General features: G+C 76.3%; 20 protein-coding genes. 17 read left to right on the forward strand and 3 right to left on the reverse strand.

All coding sequences use genetic code 11. The features are described from left to right. The first annotated feature begins 2 nt into the window (after positions 1-2). The 3 genes from ACI79R_RS06210 to ACI79R_RS06220 are packed head-to-tail and all read left to right on the forward strand — an operon-like array spanning position 3 to position 3,306. Positions 3-1,505, forward strand: a complete 1,503-nt coding sequence (locus ACI79R_RS06210) for a family 43 glycosylhydrolase (protein WP_456572712.1) — start codon at positions 3-5, stop codon at positions 1,503-1,505. Continuing rightward, a complete protein-coding gene (locus ACI79R_RS06215) occupies positions 1,502-2,386 on the forward strand; it encodes a Gfo/Idh/MocA family protein (RefSeq protein WP_456572713.1) in 885 nt (294 codons plus the stop codon). Before ACI79R_RS06210 ends, ACI79R_RS06215 begins: the two co-directional genes overlap by 4 nt. Continuing rightward, positions 2,383-3,306, forward strand: a complete 924-nt coding sequence (locus ACI79R_RS06220) for an alpha/beta hydrolase fold domain-containing protein (RefSeq protein ID WP_456572714.1) — start codon at positions 2,383-2,385, stop codon at positions 3,304-3,306. The genes ACI79R_RS06215 and ACI79R_RS06220 overlap by 4 nt, the downstream gene beginning before the upstream one ends. A 23-nt stretch (positions 3,307-3,329) precedes the next feature. On the opposite strand, the gene ACI79R_RS06225 is transcribed toward ACI79R_RS06220, so the two are convergent. Together ACI79R_RS06225 and ACI79R_RS06230 are read right to left on the reverse strand one after the other, a co-directional pair. Beyond that, complete coding sequence (locus ACI79R_RS06225; protein ID WP_456572715.1) at positions 3,330-3,626, reverse strand: putative quinol monooxygenase; 297 nt, start codon at positions 3,624-3,626, stop codon at positions 3,330-3,332. 2 nt (positions 3,627-3,628) lie between these two features. Further along, the gene (locus tag ACI79R_RS06230; protein ID WP_456572716.1) at positions 3,629-4,837 is read right to left on the reverse strand and encodes an FAD-dependent oxidoreductase; all 1,209 of its coding nucleotides are present in this window, start codon (positions 4,835-4,837) and stop codon (positions 3,629-3,631) included. A 122-nt stretch (positions 4,838-4,959) separates the two neighbouring features. Between ACI79R_RS06230 and ACI79R_RS06235 the strand changes: the two genes are divergently transcribed. Next, positions 4,960-5,619 carry a TetR/AcrR family transcriptional regulator gene (locus ACI79R_RS06235; protein WP_456572717.1) on the forward strand — a complete coding sequence of 220 codons (660 nt, stop codon included), beginning with the start codon at positions 4,960-4,962 and terminating at the stop codon, positions 5,617-5,619. Next, on the forward strand, positions 5,616-6,020 hold the full coding sequence (locus tag ACI79R_RS06240; protein WP_456572718.1) for a hypothetical protein: 405 nt from the start codon (positions 5,616-5,618) through the stop codon (positions 6,018-6,020). The genes ACI79R_RS06235 and ACI79R_RS06240 overlap by 4 nt, the downstream gene beginning before the upstream one ends. Here ACI79R_RS06240 and ACI79R_RS06245 read toward each other — a convergent pair whose 3' ends face one another. Continuing rightward, complete coding sequence (locus ACI79R_RS06245; RefSeq protein ID WP_456572719.1) at positions 6,021-6,224, reverse strand: hypothetical protein; 204 nt, start codon at positions 6,222-6,224, stop codon at positions 6,021-6,023. Positions 6,225-6,286: 62 nt separating this feature from the next. On the opposite strand from ACI79R_RS06245, the gene ACI79R_RS06250 reads away from it, so the two are divergent. The 12 genes from ACI79R_RS06250 to ACI79R_RS06305 all read left to right on the forward strand — a co-directional run bounded on the left by ACI79R_RS06250 (position 6,287) and on the right by ACI79R_RS06305 (position 16,565). After that, positions 6,287-6,787: a DUF2243 domain-containing protein gene (locus ACI79R_RS06250; RefSeq protein WP_456572720.1), complete on the forward strand. Its 501-nt coding sequence runs from the start codon at positions 6,287-6,289 to the stop codon at positions 6,785-6,787. 40 nt (positions 6,788-6,827) lie between these two features. Next, positions 6,828-7,703: an alpha/beta fold hydrolase gene (locus ACI79R_RS06255; RefSeq protein WP_456572721.1), complete on the forward strand. Its 876-nt coding sequence runs from the start codon at positions 6,828-6,830 to the stop codon at positions 7,701-7,703. Between the two features lie 241 nt (positions 7,704-7,944). After that, positions 7,945-10,011 carry an elongation factor G-like protein EF-G2 gene (locus ACI79R_RS06260; RefSeq protein WP_456572722.1) on the forward strand — a complete coding sequence of 689 codons (2,067 nt, stop codon included), beginning with the start codon at positions 7,945-7,947 and terminating at the stop codon, positions 10,009-10,011. 181 nt (positions 10,012-10,192) lie between these two features. Further along, a complete protein-coding gene (locus ACI79R_RS06265) occupies positions 10,193-10,873 on the forward strand; it encodes a CDP-alcohol phosphatidyltransferase family protein (RefSeq protein ID WP_456572723.1) in 681 nt (226 codons plus the stop codon). Further along, the gene (locus ACI79R_RS06270) at positions 10,870-11,850 is read left to right on the forward strand and encodes a DUF881 domain-containing protein (protein ID WP_456572724.1); all 981 of its coding nucleotides are present in this window, start codon (positions 10,870-10,872) and stop codon (positions 11,848-11,850) included. The genes ACI79R_RS06265 and ACI79R_RS06270 overlap by 4 nt, the downstream gene beginning before the upstream one ends. Beyond that, the gene (locus ACI79R_RS06275) at positions 11,847-12,179 is read left to right on the forward strand and encodes a small basic family protein (protein ID WP_456572725.1); all 333 of its coding nucleotides are present in this window, start codon (positions 11,847-11,849) and stop codon (positions 12,177-12,179) included. Before ACI79R_RS06270 ends, ACI79R_RS06275 begins: the two co-directional genes overlap by 4 nt. Next, entirely contained in the window at positions 12,176-13,072 is an 897-nt protein-coding gene (locus tag ACI79R_RS06280; protein ID WP_456572726.1) for a DUF881 domain-containing protein, read from the forward strand. The genes ACI79R_RS06275 and ACI79R_RS06280 overlap by 4 nt, the downstream gene beginning before the upstream one ends. Before the next feature lie 51 nt (positions 13,073-13,123). Then, positions 13,124-13,528, forward strand: coding sequence for a glycine cleavage system protein GcvH (gene gcvH, locus ACI79R_RS06285; RefSeq protein WP_456572727.1), 405 nt, complete (start codon positions 13,124-13,126; stop codon positions 13,526-13,528). A gap of 343 nt (positions 13,529-13,871) precedes the next feature. Next, positions 13,872-14,393, forward strand: coding sequence for an oxoglutarate dehydrogenase inhibitor Odhl (gene odhI, locus ACI79R_RS06290; protein WP_456572728.1), 522 nt, complete (start codon positions 13,872-13,874; stop codon positions 14,391-14,393). Between the two features lie 5 nt (positions 14,394-14,398). Beyond that, positions 14,399-15,157 (forward strand): transcriptional regulator FtsR, encoded by a 759-nt coding sequence (gene ftsR, locus ACI79R_RS06295; protein ID WP_456572729.1) that lies wholly within the window; start codon positions 14,399-14,401, stop codon positions 15,155-15,157. A gap of 99 nt (positions 15,158-15,256) precedes the next feature. Beyond that, the gene (locus ACI79R_RS06300; protein WP_456572730.1) at positions 15,257-15,748 is read left to right on the forward strand and encodes a bifunctional nuclease family protein; all 492 of its coding nucleotides are present in this window, start codon (positions 15,257-15,259) and stop codon (positions 15,746-15,748) included. Between the two features lie 241 nt (positions 15,749-15,989). After that, a complete protein-coding gene (locus tag ACI79R_RS06305) occupies positions 15,990-16,565 on the forward strand; it encodes a MerR family transcriptional regulator (RefSeq protein ID WP_456572731.1) in 576 nt (191 codons plus the stop codon). Positions 16,566-16,617: the final 52 nt, after the last annotated feature.

Genomic DNA, 16,617 nt, shown 5'->3' on the forward strand with positions numbered 1-16,617 from the left:
CCGTGCAACGCCCCGTGCTGCCCGGCTTCCACCCCGATCCGAGCATCTGCCGGGTGGGGGACACCTACTACCTGGTCACCTCCAGCTTCGAGTACGCGCCGGGGGTGCCGCTGTTCCGCTCGACCGACCTGCGCTCCTGGGAGCAGGTCGGGCACGTGCTCGACCGGCCGTCCCAGCTCGACGTCTCCGCGGCCGGCCCGTCGGGCGGGATCTTCGCCCCGACCCTGCGCCACCACGACGGCCGGTTCTGGATGATCACCACCAACTGGTCCGACGAGGGCGGCCAGGTGCTGGTCCATGCCGAGGACCCGGCCGGTCCGTGGTCGGAGCCGGTGCGCATCCCCTCGGCGATCGGCATCGACCCCGACCTCGCGTGGGACGACGACGGCACCTGCCTGATGACTTACGCCGGCTTCGGCCCCGGCGGCGGGGAGGGCATCGTGCAGTCGGCGATCGACCCGCTCACCGGCGAGGTGCTCACCGAGCGCCGGTGGATCTGGTCGGGCACCGGCGGGAAGTTCCCGGAGGGCCCGCACCTCTACCGCATCGGCGACCTCTGGTACTTGCTCATCGCCGAGGGCGGCACCGAGCGCGGCCACGCGGTGACCATCGCCCGCGGCCCGTCGCCGTCCGGCCCGTTCGAGGCCTGCCCGGCCAACCCGCTGATCACCTCCCGCGGCACGGACCTGCCGGTGCAGAACACCGGCCACGCCGATCTCGTGCAGCGGCCCGACGGCAGCTGGGCGATCGTCTACCACGGCGTCCGGCCGCGCGGATCGAGCCCGGAGTGGCACGTGCTGGGCCGGGAGACCTTCGCCGACGACGTCGCGTGGGTCGACGGCTGGCCGGTCGTGACCGGGCACGTCGAGCCGGCCGCGCCCGCCGACGCCGTCGTCCGCGAGCACCTGGCCGGCGACGCGCTGCCGCCCTCGTGGGTGGCAGCCTCCGCCTTCCCGGAGCAGCTGCTGGCCCGGGAGGACGGCGGCTGGCGGGTCGCCGCGGCGGACCGGCCGGTCTTCGCCGGCCGCCGCCAGGAGCACCTGTACGCCACGGTCCGCGCGCGGCTGGCGGTGTCCGGGATCGGCGGGCTGTCGCTGCGGATCGACCCCCGGCACGCGCTGGAGCTGGAGTGCGCCGACGGGGTCGTCCGCGCGGTGTGGGCGGTCGGCGACGTCCGCCACGTGCTGGGCCAGTGCCCGGCCCCGGGGGACGACGTGGAGCTGGAGCTGCGCGCGCTGCCGACCGAGGGCCACGAGTTCTCCACCGCGCGCGGCCCCGACCGGGTGGTCGCGGTGGTGCTCGCCGCCGAGGGCGAGCGGGTGCTCGGCGAGGTCGACGGGCGCTACCTGTCCACCGAGGTCGCCGGCGGGATGACCGGCCGGATGGCCGGCATCGCTTGCTCGTCGGGCAGCGTGCTGGTCCGGTCGTTCACCTACGCCGGCTCGGACGACCCGGCGGTCGTCGGTGGCGGCGCCGTCGCTCCGGAGCCGTGGGCCGCGGCGTGACGGTGCGCGTCGGCCTGGTCGGCGCCGGCCCGTGGGCCACCATGTCGGCCGCGCCGATGCTGGTGGGCGGCCCGGGGACCACCCTGGCCGCGGTGTGGGCCCGGCGGGCCGAGGCGGCCACGGACCTCGGAGCGCGGTTCGCGGTGCCGGTGGCCGGCAGCTTCGAGGAGCTGCTGGCCACCTGCGACGCCGTCGCCTTCGCGGTGCCGCCCGCCGTCCAGGCCGAGCTGGCGCCGGTGGCCGCGGGCGCCGGGCGGCACCTGCTGCTGGAGAAGCCGCTGGCGACCTCCGTGGCCGCCGCCGAGGCGGTCGCGGCGGCAGCCGATGCCGCCGGCGTGGTCACCCAGCTGCTGCTGACCAACCGCTGGACCACGGCGGTGGACACCTTCCTCGCCGAGGTCGGCCGGGGCCGACCGCGGGTGCTCACCGCGGAGTTCGTGGGCAGCGCCGCCCTGCCGGGGTCGCCGTTCGCCACCGCCTGGCGCAGCGCGGACGCCGCCGTGCTCGACGTCGGCCCGCACGTGCTCGACCTGGTGCAGGCCGCTGCCGGGCCGGCGGCGGTGGTGCACGCCCGGCGGGCGGGGGTGGTCACGACCGCGACCCTCGAGCACGCCTCGGGCGCGGTCAGCTCCGTGACGCTGTCGGCCGCGACCCCCGGCGCGCGGGGCCCGCTGCGGTGCGCGGCGGTCACCGACGCCGGCCGGGTGGACCTGGCCGATCCGGGCGCCGAGGACCGGACGGTCGTGCACCGGCGGATCACCGCCACGTTCGCCGGCGCCGTCGCCGCCGGCCGGTCGCCGGACCTCGACGTGCACCACGGCGTCCGGCTGCAACGGCTCCTGGCCGATGTCGAGCGGTCCACCCGGGGGGACGAGAGATGACCGAGGCTGTCGACAACGACTTCCTGGCCCGCTGGCTGCCACCGCCGGAGCCCGTGCGGCGGCCCGACGGGGTGCGCTGGTACCCGGGCGCGGTGTACGCCGCGGTGCCCGGCTACCGGGCGCTCGAGCTGGACCTGTGGGTGCCGGACCTCGCCGGCTCCGCACCGCTGGTCGTGTGGGTGCACGGCGGTGCCTGGATGTCGGGCAACCGCCGGCTGCTCCCGCCGGGGGTGCGCCCGGGGGCGCTGTTCGAGCAGCTGCTCGCCGCCGGGCTGGCGGTCGCCACCATCGAGTACCGGCACGCCCGCGAGGCCCGCTTCCCGGCCCAGCTGCACGACGCCAAGGCGGCGGTCCGCTGGCTGCGGCACCACGCCGGCGACCTGGGCCTGGACCGCGCGCGGATCGCGATCGGCGGCGAGTCCGCCGGCGGGCACCTCGCCGCGCTCGTGGCCCTCACCGCGGACCGGCCCGAGCTGGAGGGAGCGGTCGGGGTGACCGGCCCGTCGAGCGCGGTCACCGCGGTCGTGGACTGGTACGGCGTCGCCTCGGCCGAGACGATGCCCGCGTTCTCGGTGCCGCCGGAGGTGGCCGCCGCCATCCCGGCCGAGGACCTGGTGGCCCCGCTGGAGGCGCTGCTGGACGGCGTCGCCCCCGCCACCCGGGCCCTGGTCAGCCCGCTGGCGCACGTGGCGCCCGGCGCGCCGCCGTTCCTGCTGGTGCACGGCACCGCCGACACCGTCGTCCCGCACGAGCAGAGCGAGGTGCTCGCCGCGGCGCTGCGCGGGGTGGGCGCCGACGTCCGCCTGGAGAGCGAGCCCGGCGCCGGGCACGGCTGGGACGGGTACGCCGGCGCGGACGCCGTCGTCGACCGCACGGTCGCCTTCCTCGCCGGCGCGCTGGGTGCGGGAGGCCGGCGCTGACGCGACGGGCCGGAGGGTGAGGCTCAGGCCGGGGCGTCGACGGTGGTGTGGAACGCCATCTCCGGCTCCCCGGCCACCAGCCCGGGCACCCGGGCGAGGAACTCCCGGGTGTGGTCGTGCTCCATGTGCGCGTCGAGCGCCGCACGGTCGGCCCAGACCTCCACGCCGAGCACCCGGTCGGGGTGCTCGACGTCGACGGCGAAGGAGTAGGCCACGCAGCCGGCGTCGCCGCGGGTGGCCGCGGCCACCGCCCGGGCCGCCGCGAGCAGTTCCTCGCGGCGGCCGGGGGCAGCGCTGGCGGCGGAGAGGACGACGAGCACGACTAGTCCTCCATGAGGGCGAGCTGCTTGGTGATCTCGCGCGGGTTGGAGTCGCCGGCCACCTTCTGCAGGAACGGCGTGTGGTCGAACAGGAAGTCGCGGATCGGGCGCAGCGGCGCCGGCGCGTGGTGGAACACCTTCCCGAGCAGGTAGGCCTGCTGCACCTGGCGGGCGGTGTGCGGCTTGCGCGGGTCCTCGTAGGCCTGCAGCGCCCGCGAGACGGCGGCCGGGTCGGTGAGGTCGACACCGCGCAGCGCCCGGCCGAGGAAGTAGCCGTCCTCGATCGACATGCCGGCGCCGTAGGCCGCGTAGGGCGAGGTCGGGTGGGCGGCGTCGCCGACGAGGGTGGCCCGCCCCTTGGACCACTGCGTGAGCGCCGGCCGGTCGCGGAGCACCCAGCGCTGCACGTCGCCCGGCTCGGTGGCGGCGATCAGCCCCGGCAGCGGAGCGGGGAAGCCCGCGGCGAGCCCGGCCGCCGCTGCCTTGAGGTCGGCCGGCGCGGGCGCGTCGGGGTCGGTGGCGGTGAGCACCCACCACTGGTGGCCGTCGCGGCCCTTGTTCCGGATCGAGGTCCAGCTGCCCTGCACCGTCGCGCTGTGCGTGAGGACGCACCGGTTGGGCTCGGTGCCGGCCACCTCGGCGAAGGTGAACCCGCCGAAGATGTGCAGCCGGTGCTCCCGCTTGGGCGCGTCGCCCCACAGCGTGCGCCGCACCAGCGAGTCGATCCCGTCGGCGCCGACCAGCACGTCGTGCTCGGCGGTGCTGCCGTCGGCGAAGGTCAGGGTCACCGCCGGGTCGTCCTGGTCGATGCGCTGCACCTGGGTGCCGAAGCGGATCACGCCCTCCGGGATCGCCGCGAGCATCCGCTCGTAGAGCTCGGGCCGCAGCAGGCCGATGAACCCGCCGCCGTACTCGCGCTTGACGTCCTCGTCGAGCTTGACCCGCACCCGCACCCCGCCGCGGACGTTGCGGAACTCCGAGTCGGTGGGCGCGCCGAGGTCCTCGGTGTCGACGCCGAGCGAGCGCAGCGCCTTCAGCGGCGGCGGCCACAGGTTGAGGATGTTGCCGGCCGGCCGGGCCTCGCGGTAGCGCTCGTAGACGACGACGTCGTGGCCGGCCTTCAGCGCGCCCAGCGCGGCGGCCATCCCGGCCGGGCCGGCGCCGAGCACGGCGACGCGGCCGCGGGGGGCGGGGGAGGGGGGAGTGGACACGGGGCTCCTCGACCTGGTCGCAGAACTGTAGTCAGCACTACAGACAGCGCAGACTGTAGTGCGCGTCACGTTCCTGTCAAGACGCGTGCCAGCGGCGCCCGCGGACCGGCAGGATCGGGGTCATGGGGGACGCGCAGCCGGTGACCGGCGACCTGGAGGTGCGGCCGCCCAAGCAGCGGCGCAGCCGCGAGACCTGGCAGCGCGTGCTCGACGCCGGCGTCGCCGTCCTCGAGGAGGGCGGCTACGACGCGTTCACCATCGCCGCGGTCTGCGAGCGGGCCGGCGTGGCCCCGCCGTCGATCTACGCGCGGACGACGAGCAAGGACGCCCTGTTCCTCGCCGTCTACGAGCACGGCGTGGCACGCCTGGTCGCCGAGCAGCAGCGGCTCGACGAGGCCGGCCGCTGGTCGGGGCTCGCCCCGGCCGCGCTGGTCCGCGCGGTCGTCGCCGAGGCGGTCGGCATCTCGCTGCGCCACCAGCCCTTCCTCCGGGCCGTGGTGCTGATCTCGGCGGCCCATCCGGAGGTGCGACGCCGCGGTTCCCGCTACGGCCAGGACCTCGCCGAGCGGTTCGCCGCGGCGCTGCGCCCCGTGGCCGCCGAGGTGACCCACCCCGATCCGGAGGTCGCCCTGCACGCGCTGTTCGGCACGCTGTTCGCCGCGACGATCATCCGGATCGCCTACGGGCCGGCGTTCGCCACCCCGGCCCCCCTGGACGACGACGCCTTCCTCGACTCGCTCGGCGACCTCGCCGTCCGCCACCTGCTGGCAGTGGCCCCGTGACCGCCCGCGCCCGCCTGCTGGCGCCGGCCGCCGTCCTCGCCGCCGTGCTCGCCGGCTGCACGTCGACGGTCGACGGGACGGCCACCGCCGCCGACGCCGGCCCGCGGCCGCCCACCGCCGGCGACCTGACCTCCGGGTCGTGGACGCTGAGCTACCAGATCGAGGGCGACGACCCCAAGGAGTACGTCATCGAGTTCGGCCCGGACGGCGGGTTCTCCTACGAGCCGGACGAGAACGACACCGGCCGCGCCGAGACCTGGGAGTACGACGGCGAGCGGCTGCAGATCTGCTTCAACGAGTGCTACTCGACCTACACCGGCACCTGGGACGGCGACCGGTTCTCCGGCGAGGCCACCAACGTGACCGACGCCGTGTGGGAGTGGGAGATGGTCCCCTCCTGATCAGCCGCCGGTCCGCGCCCGGCACTCGGGGCACGGATGCGCCGAGCCCAGCCCGCGGCGCCCGGCCCAGCTGCCCTGGACGACGGCCACCGGCGTGCCGCAGGCCGCGAGCCACGGCGCGGGGCCGTCGGCGATCGTCCGCGGCACCGCGTGCGCGCGGTCGCTGTGCTGGTCGCGGCCGGCCGCGTACTCCTCGATGGTCACGCTCCGAGCATGCCCCGCGCCCGCCAGGTGCCGCTCGCGGCCGCGCTGGGTAGGCCCGCGTCATGTCGACCGACGCCCGGGCTCCGGCCCGGCTGCCCAGCCGGGCCACCGGCCTGCTCTACGGCCTCGGCTTCGGGGGGTTCGTCGACGGCATCGTGCTGCACCAGATCCTGCAGTGGCACCACATGGCCAGCGCGGTCCGCAGCCCCACCACCGTCGCGGGTCTCGAGCTGAACACCACCGCCGACGGGCTGTTCCACCTCGCCACCTGGGTGCTCACCTTCGCCGGCACGATCACCGCCCTCGTCGCCTGGCGGCAGGGCCGGATCGCGCCCAGCTGGAGCTTCCACCTCGGCCTGGTGCTGGCCGGCTGGGGGATCTTCAACGTCGTCGAGGGGCTCGTCGACCACCAGCTGCTCGGCGTGCACCACGTCCGCGACGACCTCGGCGGCCCACTGGCCTGGGACATCGGGTTCCTGGTGTTCGGCGTCCTCCTGATCGCCGGCGGCTGGGCGCTGCACCGCCGCGGGCTGCGGGAGATGGAGCGCCGGCGCCGCCGATAGTCGGTTGTCGGCCGGCCGCGGGCGGTGGTCGACTCCAGGGGTGGAACACCTGCTGCGCGTCGATCCCGACACCGTGCTGTGGGCCGAGGAGCGGGGTCATCCGGCCGCCTCGCCGCTGCTGCTGGTCATGGGCGCCAACGCCGGCGGGCTGGGCTGGCCCGATGCGCTCGTCGACCGGCTGGCCACCGCGCACCGGGTGATCCGCTACGACCACCGCGACACCGGCCGCTCCACCGCCGCCTTCGACCGCCGGCCCTACGCCGTCCGTGACCTCGCCGCCGACGCCGTCGCCGTCCTCGACGCGCTGGGCATCGACCGGGCGCACGCCGTCGGGATGTCCATGGGCGGCACCCTCGTGCAGCTGCTCCTGCTCGACGCCCCCGAGCGGCTGCGCAGCGCGACGGTGTTCGCCACCTCCGCGCTCGGGTCCGGCCTGGCCGACCCCACCGGCGCCTCCGAGCTGCCCGGCCCCGATCCGCGGCTGCTCGAGCTGTGGGCGACGATGGGGGAGGAGCGCGACGCGGCCGCCGAGCTGGAGTGGCGGGTGGCGCACTGGCGGCTGCTCAACGGCGACGGCGTGCCCTTCGACCCCGACTGGTTCCGCGCCCTCGAGCGGCGGCTCGCCGACCACCAGGGGTCGTGGCGCAGCCCCGTGGCGCACGCGCTGGCCGACCAGTCGGGCCTCGACCGCGGCGCGGAGCTGGCCGCGGTGCGCGTGCCCACGCTCGTGGTCGAGGCGCCCGAGGACCCGATCAACCCGCCGCCGCACGCCGCGCACCTCGCCCAGGTCATCGGCGGCGCCCGGCTGGTCCGCGTCCCGGGCATGGGTCACGCCCTGCCGCCGCCGGTGCTCGGCCCGCTGGCCGACGCGGTGCTCGCCCACACGGCCGCGGCCGACCGGGACCAGAGACCTTGATCGGCCCGGCGCGACGGGGGCAGGCTGTGACGCACACCACACCAGCCGGACCGTCGCGGAGGCCACCGTGGAAGACCGCACCGGAGACCTGATCCCCAGCAACCCGCCCCGGGGGGGGGGGGGGGGCGGCGGCCCCCCCCCCCCCCCCCCCCCCCCCCCCCGCCCCGGGCGGGCCCCCCCGGCGCCCCCCCCCCCCCCCCTCCGCCCGGCGCCTCCGACGGTCTGCGGCTGAGGCCCCGCCATGGCCAGGGACACCGCCCCCGCTCCCGCCCCGCGCCCCGCGGACCGGGTGCGCAACGTCGCCCTCGTCGGCCACGCCGGCGCCGGCAAGACCACCCTCGCCGAGGCACTGCTGGTCGCCGCCGGCGCCCTGCCCCGCGCGGGCCGGGTGGAGGACGGCGCCACCTGCCTCGACAGCGAGGACGTCGAGATCCGCCAGCAGCGCTCGGTCGGGCTGGGCGTGGCGACCATCGAGCACGCCGACCACCGCATCACCCTCCTCGACACCCCGGGCAGCCCGGACTTCGTGGGCGAGCTGCGGGCCGGCCTGCGCGCCGCCGACGCCGCCCTGTTCGTCGTCTCCGCGGTGAACGGCGTGGACGCGGCCACCGTGGCGCTGTGGGAGGAGTGCGCCGCGGTCGGCATGCCGCGCGCCGTCGTGCTCACCCAGCTGGACCGCTCGCGGGCCGACGTCGACGACACCGTGCGGCTGTGCCAGACGATGCTCGGCGAGGGCGTGTTCCCGTTGCACCTGGTGCAGCGGGGGCCCGACGGCGCGGTCCGCGGGCTGGTCTCGCTGCTGGAACCGCACGTCGAGCTGCCCGAGGCCGACCGGCTGCGGGCCGAGCTCATCGAGGCGGTGATCGGCGAGAGCGAGGACGAGACGCTCATGGACCGCTACCTGGCCGGCGACGAGATCGACGTCGCCGACCTGGTGACCGACCTGGAGACGGCGGTGGCCCGCGGGCACTTCCACCCGGTGCTGTGCGTCGCCCCGCTCACGGGCATCGGCGTTCCCGAGCTGCTCGACCTGCTGGTCTCGGCCTTCCCGTGCCCCATGGAGCACGGCTGCCCGCCGGTCACCCGGCCCGACGGGCGCCCCGCGCCGGCGCTGTCCTGCGACCCCGACGGCCCGCTGGTCGCCGAGGTCGTCAAGACGACCACCGACCCCTACGTCGGCCGGGTCTCCCTCGTGCGCGTCTTCTCCGGCACGCTGCGGCCGGACATCCCGGTGCACGTCTCCGGGCACGGCATGGCCGACCGGGGCCACCCCGACCACGACAGCGACGAGCGGATCGGCGCGCTCACCTCTCCGCTGGGGCCGACGCTGCGGCCGGTCGCGGCCTGCCCGGCCGGCGACATCTGCGCCATCGCCCGGCTCACCTCCGCCGAGACCGGCGACACCCTGTCCTCGCCCGACGACCCGCGGCTGGTGCCGCCGTGGGAGCTGCCCACCCCGCAGCTGCCGGTGGCCGTCGAGGCCGCCTCCCGCGCCGACGAGGACCGGCTGGCCACCGCGCTGGCCCGGCTGGCCGCCGAGGACCCCACCGTCCGGCTCGAGCGGCGGCCGGACACCGGGCAGCTGCTGCTCTGGTGCGTCGGCGAGGCGCACGCCGAGGTACTGCTGGACCGGCTGCGCAGCCGGCACGGCGTCGGGGTGGAGACGGTGCCGGTGCGGGTGCCCATGGTCGAGACCCTCGCGGGGCCGGCGCGGGCCACCGGGCGGCTGGTCAAGCAGTCCGGCGGGCACGGCCAGTACGCCGTGGTCGTGGTCGAGGCCGAGCCCGGCCCGCCGGGCTCGGGGATCGTCTTCGAGCAGCGGATCGTCGGCGGCACCGTGCCCAGCCAGTTCCACGGCAGCGTGGAGAAGGGCGTGCGCGCCCAGGCCGCCCGCGGGGTCACCGGGGACCGGCCGCTGGTCGACGTGCACGTCACGCTGGTCGACGGCAAGGCGCACTCCGTGGACTCCTCCGACGCGGCCTTCCAGTCCGCCGGGGCGCTGGCCCTGCGCGAGGTCGCCGCGGCCGCCGGCACCCGGGTGCTCGAGCCGTGGTGCGCGGTCGAGGTGACCGTGCCCGGGGAGTACGTCGGCGCGGTGATGAGCGACCTGTCCGCCCGCCGGGCGCGGGTCACCGGCAGCGACGCCGACCCCGACCGCGACCGGACGACGGTGCACGCCGAGGTGCCCGAGGTGGAGCTGCTCGCCTACGCCGGGGCGCTGCGGTCGGTATCGCACGGCACCGGCGCGTTCACCCGGCGGCCGCTGGGCTACGAGCCGGCGCCGGCGTCCCTGGCGGTGCCGGTGTGAGGGCCGCCCGCCTGCCCGCGCGGCTCGCCCGCGGGCGCGGCGGGGGGGACGGGGTGAGGTCGTCCTCCGTTCCGGGCGGCCCCGTCCGGAGGCTCGCCGCGAGCCTGCGAGCGGTGAGAGGGACGGGGTCCTTCGACTAGCCTCGGCACCGGAAGCGCGGCACGTGCGGGGTGGAGGAACGGTGACGTCGTCGAAGGGGCAGCCGGCCGCTGCCCGGGCACCGGCGGCGGGCACCGCCGGCACCACCGTCGCGACCCCGGTCGACCGCAACGAGCTGCCCGACCGGGTGTGGACCCTCCCCAACGCGCTCTCGGTGCTCCGGCTGCTCGGCGTGCCGCTGTTCCTCTGGCTGCTGCTCGGCCCCCAGGCCGACGGCTGGGCCGTCATCGTGCTCATGGTCTCGGGCTTCACCGACTGGGCCGACGGCAAGCTCGCCCGGGTGCTCGGCCAGTCCAGCCGGCTCGGCGCGCTGCTCGACCCGGCCGCCGACCGGCTCTACATCGTGGCCACCCTCATCGCCTTCGTCCTGCGCGACGTCGTGCCGCTGTGGGTGGTGGCCGTCCTCGTCGGCCGCGAGGTCGTGCTCGGCGTGATGCTGCTGGTGCTGCGCCGGTACGGCTATCCGCCGCTGCAGGTGCACTACCTGGGCAAGGCGGCCACCTTCATCCTGCTCTACGCCTTCCCGCTGCTGCTGCTCGCCGACGGCGACGGCCCGCTGGTGGCCGTCGCCCAGCCGGTGGCCTGGGCGCTGACCATCTGGGGTGGCGTGCTGTACGTGGTCGCCGGCCTGCTGTACGTCGTCCAGGTGCTCGGGCTGGTCCGCGCCGAGCGGGCCGCGGGAGCCCTCCGGACGCCGTCGTGAGCGCCCCCCGAGGCGGGCTGCGCTCGGCCGGTGCCTCGCTGCTGGAGCAGGTGCTGGCCGAGACCCTCGACCCCGCGTACGCCCGCGCCGCCCGGGCGCGGGAGGCCGCCGGCGGCGAGGCCCCGGCCGCCGCGGCACGCCGTCCGCGCGCCCGGCTGGCGGTCGCGCTGGTCATGGTGGTCGCCGGGGTGCTGGCCGCGGTCAGCTACGGCGAGGCAGCCGCCGGCTCGGAGGGCCGCCAGGAGATCCGCGCGGCGCTCGTCGGCGACATCGACGCCGAGCAGGACACCACCGATGCCCTCGCCGCCGAGCTCGAGCAGCTGCGCGCCGACGTCACCGCCGCCCGCGAGGAGGCCCTGGCGAACACCGACGAGGGGCAGCGGGTCCTCGACGACCTCGCCGCGGCCGAGCTCGCCGGCGCCGCGCTCCCGGTGCGCGGCCCCGGCCTGCTGGTCACCCTCGCCAACGCCGAGCCCGACGCCGACGCCGACCCGGTCGGCGGCGGGGACGCCGAGCAGGACCCCCGCGGCATGGTCCGCGACGGCGACCTGCAGCTGGTGGTCAACGCGCTGTGGTCGGCCGGGGCCGAGGCGATCAGCATCAACGGCCAGCGCCTGGGCCCCACCACCGCCATCCGCTTCGCCGGGCAGGCCGTCCTCGTGGACTTCCGCCCGGTCACCAACCCGTACCTGATCAGCGCGATCGGGGACCCGGACACGTTGCGCTCGCGCTTCCTCGCCAGCCCCGAGGTCGGCGCGCTGGCGGTCATCTCCGAGTCCTTCGGTCTGCGCTTCGACTTCGCCCAGGAGGACGAGCTGTCCCTGCCCGCGGGGGGCACCCCCGAGCTGCGATCCGCCACGTCCGTCGACCCCTCCGGGGCCGGCGCCGCCGAGCCCGTGGAGGTCCCACCGCCGGGCACCGGGCCTTCCGACGCCCTGCCCGGCTCGGGCGCGCCGGCGGACGGGGGCACCCCGTGATCCCCGTGCTCGGCCTGGCGATCGGCGTGGTCCTCGGCCTGGTCTTCGACCCCACGGTGCCGCTGTGGCTGCAGCCCTACCTGCCGATCGCCGTGGTCGCCGCCCTCGACGCGGTCTTCGGCGGTGCCCGGGCGCACCTGGACCGGATCTTCGACGCGAAGGTCTTCGTCGTCTCGTTCGTGTCCAACGTCGTGGTCGCCGCGCTGATCGTCTTCCTCGGCGACCAGCTCGGGGTGGGCGCACAGCTGTCCACGGCCGTCGTCGTCGTCCTCGGCATCCGGATCTTCGGCAACGCCGCCGCGATCCGCCGGCACCTGTTCCGCGCATGAGCGACGACCCGCGCACCGAGCCCCCGGCCGACGACGCCGTCCCGGCGCCGGAGGACGCGGCGACGACTCCCGAGCCGGGGCCGGGGCCGGAGCCGGGGCCGGAGCCCGAGCCGGAGCCCGAGCCGGAGCCGGAGGACGCGCCCCCGGCGGAGGAGGCCGAGCGCGGCGACGGGGCCACCGGGGCCGCGCCGGCCGGTCGGAAGCGCCGCCGCGATCCGCTGGCCGCCGCCCTCATCGGCATCCTGACGCTGCTGCTCGGCTTCGCCTTCGCCGTCCAGGTGCGCACCACCGACACCGCCGCCGACCTCGCCGGCGCCCGCGAGGAGGACCTCGTCCGCATCCTCGACGAGCTCAACGCCCGGGAGGACCGGCTGCGCGCCCAGATCGCCGACCAGCGCTCGGCGCTGCGCGACCTCAACAACTCCGACAGCCAGTCCGAGGCGGCGCTGGCCGAGGCCCAGGCCCGGGCCGACGCGCTGGCCATCCTCAACGGCACCGTGGCCGCCGAGGGTCCCGGGCTGCGCATGACCATCCGCGATCCGGAGGGGGAGGTGCGGGTCGCCGACCTGCTCGACGCCATCCAGGAGCTGCGCGGCGCCGGTGCCGAGACGATGCAGATCGACGGCGTGCGCATCGGGGTCTCCTCGGCGGTGACCGGCGAGCCCGGCGCGCTCAGCATCGACGGGACGCCGATCACCAGCCCCTACGAGATCGTCGTCATCGGCTCCCCGCAGGACCTCGAGACCGCCATGGACATCCCCGGCGGCGTGGTCGACAACGTCAACCGGCAGGGCGGCAGCGTGACGATCACGCAGTCCGACCGGGTGCTGGTCGACGCGTTGCGGCCCCTGGACGAGCCTCAATACGCTGCGCCCGAGACCGGCGACGACTGAGCCCGTCCCCGCCGGACACCCACCCCGCCCCCAGCCCTGGAGCCCCGCCGCATGGCCACACCCGACGACCGCCGCTACACCGACCAGCACGAGTGGGCCCTGGTCCAGGGCACCGAGGGCGCGGCGACCGTCGTCCGGGTAGGGATCACCGACCACGCGCAGGACGCGCTGGGCGACATCGTCTACGTGCAGCTGCCCGAGGTGGGCACGGAGGTCGGGCCCGGCGCGCCCATCGGCGAGGTGGAGTCGACCAAGTCGGTGTCCGACGTCTACGCCCCCGTGGCCGGCGTCGTGACCGCCGTCAACGAGGCCCTGGCCGACGCCCCCGAGACAATCAACGCCGACCCGTACGGCGCGGGCTGGCTCGTGGAGATCGCGGTGACGGGGGACGACGGCGACCCCACCGCGGCGCTGCTGGACGCGGCGGCGTACCAGGCCCTGGTCGACACCGCCTGACGACTGCGGCGGGAGCATCGCCGCGAGGGACGAGCGAGGCGCGGACCGGCGCGCGGAGTCGGGCCGAGGGACACGACCCAGCACCGCGCGGCGGCCCGATCGCGCCGGTCGGGCGGTCACTATGCTGCCCCTGGGCGCGCCGCTCCGGTGCCTTCCGGGCCCCCGCGTCGCACCCTGGACCTCCGGTTGACCCTCGGGACGACCGCTGGTTCCATGACCAACGGCCCGCCGTGCCCCGCACGGCGGCCGACCCACGACGGACTGTCCGGTCCGCCGTCCGCCGGCCGCCCGCGGCGACCTCCCCAGGACCGCGGCGGTGCCCCCTGCACCAGAGGAGACAGACGTGCACTGCACTCGTTGTGGACACAACAACCCCGAGGGCAGTCGCTTCTGCGCGCAGTGCGGCACGGCCCTGGCGCCGGAGCGCATCGGTGAGTCCACGAGCGTGATCCCCAAGGTCGGCGGGGAGGACTCCGGCGAGGTCGCCGAAGTCACCGCCGACAGTGCCGCCGACGCCCACGCCGGCGCGGTGGAGTCGCTGCCCGCGGGCTCGGCGCTGCTGGTCGTCAAGCGCGGCCCCAACGCCGGCAGCCGGTTCCTGCTCGACCAGGACGTCACCACCGCCGGCCGGCACCCCGACAGCGACATCTTCCTCGACGACGTCACCGTCAGCCGCCGGCACGTGGAGTTCCACCGCGAGGGCGGCGGCTTCTCGGTGCACGACGTGGGCAGCCTCAACGGCACCTACGTCAACCGCGAGCCGGTCGACGTGGCGACGCTGGCCGGGGGCGACGAGGTCCAGATCGGCAAGTTCCGGCTGGTCTACCTCACCGGTCCCCGCACGGGCGAGCCCGCAGCGCGCTGACCGCGGTGCCCAGCGCGCGTGCCCGCGCGTTGGGGGACGACGCCGCCGGCGAGCACACGCCCCGCCTGACCATCGGCGAGGTGCTGACCGTCCTCCGCGACGACTTCCCCGACGTGACGATCAGCAAGATCCGCTACCTCGAGTCCGAGGACCTGGTGCACCCGCAGCGCACGCCGTCGGGGTACCGGAAGTTCTCGTCGGCCGACGTCGCGCGGCTGCGCTACGTGCTGTCCGCCCAGCGGGACCAGTACCTGCCGCTGCGGGTCATCAAGGAGCACCTGGACGCGCTCGACCGGGGGGAGCCGCTGCCCGGTGCCCCCGGGCAGCCGGCGCCCCCGGCCGCCGCGGGGGAGGCCGGGGACGCCACCGGGGACCCCGCCGAGGACGAGGGGCCCCGGTCGATGGACGCCGCGGAGTTCGCCCGCGCCGCGGGCCTGGAGGACGGCCAGCTGGCCGACTGCGTGCAGTTCGGCCTGCTCACCCCCGACGCCGACGGCCGGCACCCCGTCGCCGACCTCGCGGTCGCGCGGGCCGCGGCGGGCCTGGCCCGGCACGGCATCGAGCCGCGCCACCTGCGCGTCTACCAGAACGGCGCCGAGCGGGAGGCCGGCCTGGTCGAGCAGCTCGTGGCGCCGGTGCTGCGCGCCCGTTCCGAGGACGCGCGGACCCGCGCCACGGAGAAGCTGCGCGAGCTCGCGGGGCTGTCCGCCCAGCTGCACAGCGCGCTCCTGGAGGCGCGACTCCGGGACCTCCTGCGTCCCTAGGGCGGGCGTACCGTGGTCGGCGTCGGGAGGCGCCCACCCGGTGCGCCGCCGCCCGCACAGGAGCACCGCACGCCCGTACCGCCGCCGAGGGAGACCACCGTGCACGAACTGCGAGTCGTCGGCGTCCGGGTCGAGCTGCCCGGCAACCAGCCGATCCTCCTGCTGAAGGAGACGCAGGGGGAGCGGTACCTGCCGATCTGGATCGGCGCGGTGGAGGCGGCGGCGATCGCCTTCGAGCAGCAGGGCGTGCGCCCGGCGCGGCCGATGACCCACGACCTCCTGCGCGAGGTGATCAGCGCCCTCGGCGCGACCCTGCAGGCGGTCAACATCACCGAGATGCGCGACGGCATCTACATCGCCGAGCTCGACTTCGGCGACGACCGCGTGGTCAGCGCGCGCCCGTCGGACGCCGTCGCCCTGGCCGTCCGCACCGGCACGCCGATCTTCGGCGCCGAGGCCCTGCTGGACGAGGTCGGGATCGAGATCCCCGACGAGCAGGAGGACGAGGTCGAGAAGTTCCGCGAGTTCCTCGACCAGATCTCCCCGGAGGACTTCGGCGCCGGCTCCGGTTCCGGCGGCGGAGGCGCCTGAGGCGCGTGTGACCTCAGCAGTCACAGTCGTCCCACCCGTCCCGGCCGGCTCCAGTGACCGGATCGTGATGCCGATACCCTCCTGATGGGTTGAGTGCTGCGACACGCCGCCCCGCTCAGTTGACCGGCCCCAGGGCCCGGCTTACGGTCGGCGAACAACACCGGTGGAATCCCTGGGGTGACCTGGGGGAGAGCCGGGGTCACCGCTGCGACCGTGGCGGGACACGGAGGAGGACGCTGACGTGAGCGACCAGAGCAACGGCTCCCAGGGTCAGCTCTTCAGCGACGCCGCCGTCGGCGCGCCGTCGTACGACGAGGTCGACACCGACCTCGTGGGGTACCGCGGCCCGACGGCGTGTGCTGCTGCCGGGATCACCTACCGCCAGCTGGACTACTGGGCCCGCACCGGCCTGGTCGCCCCCTCGGTGCGCAGCGCCACCGGCTCGGGCACCCAGCGGCTCTACTCCTTCCGCGACATCCTGGTGCTCAAGGTCGTCAAGCGGCTGCTGGACACCGGCGTCTCCCTCCAGAACATCCGCAAGGCCGTCGACCACCTGCGCAACCGCGGCATCAAGGACCTCGCCAACGTCACGCTCTTCTCCGACGGCGCCACGGTCTACGAGTGCACCTCGGCCGAGGAGGTCGTCGACCTGCTCGCCGGCGGTCAGGGCGTCTTCGGCATCGCCGTCTCCGGCGCGCTCCGCGAGCTCTCCGGTGAGCTCGCCGAGCTCCCGGCCGAGCGGATCGACGGCGCCCCGGTCAACGCCGCCGACGACGAGCTCTCCATGCGCCGCCGGCGCCGGGCCGCCACCGCCTGAACCACCCCGCTCCCGACGAGGGGCGTCCCGCTGCCGCGGGACGCCCCTCGTC

The organism is Blastococcus sp. SYSU D00820 (genome assembly GCF_054050695.1).

Excerpts from the sequence above, each read along its gene's own strand:
- ACI79R_RS06260 (WP_456572722.1), top strand. The coding sequence starts at position 7,945 with ATGGCCAGGGACACCGCCCCCGCTCCCGCCCCGCGCCCCGCGGACCGG.
- ACI79R_RS06235 (WP_456572717.1), top strand. The coding sequence starts at position 4,960 with ATGGGGGACGCGCAGCCGGTGACCGGCGACCTGGAGGTGCGGCCGCCC.
- ACI79R_RS06220 (WP_456572714.1), top strand. The coding sequence starts at position 2,383 with ATGACCGAGGCTGTCGACAACGACTTCCTGGCCCGCTGGCTGCCACCG.
- ACI79R_RS06280 (WP_456572726.1), top strand. The coding sequence starts at position 12,176 with ATGAGCGACGACCCGCGCACCGAGCCCCCGGCCGACGACGCCGTCCCG.
- ACI79R_RS06250 (WP_456572720.1), top strand. The coding sequence starts at position 6,287 with ATGTCGACCGACGCCCGGGCTCCGGCCCGGCTGCCCAGCCGGGCCACC.
- gcvH (WP_456572727.1), top strand. The coding sequence starts at position 13,124 with ATGGCCACACCCGACGACCGCCGCTACACCGACCAGCACGAGTGGGCC.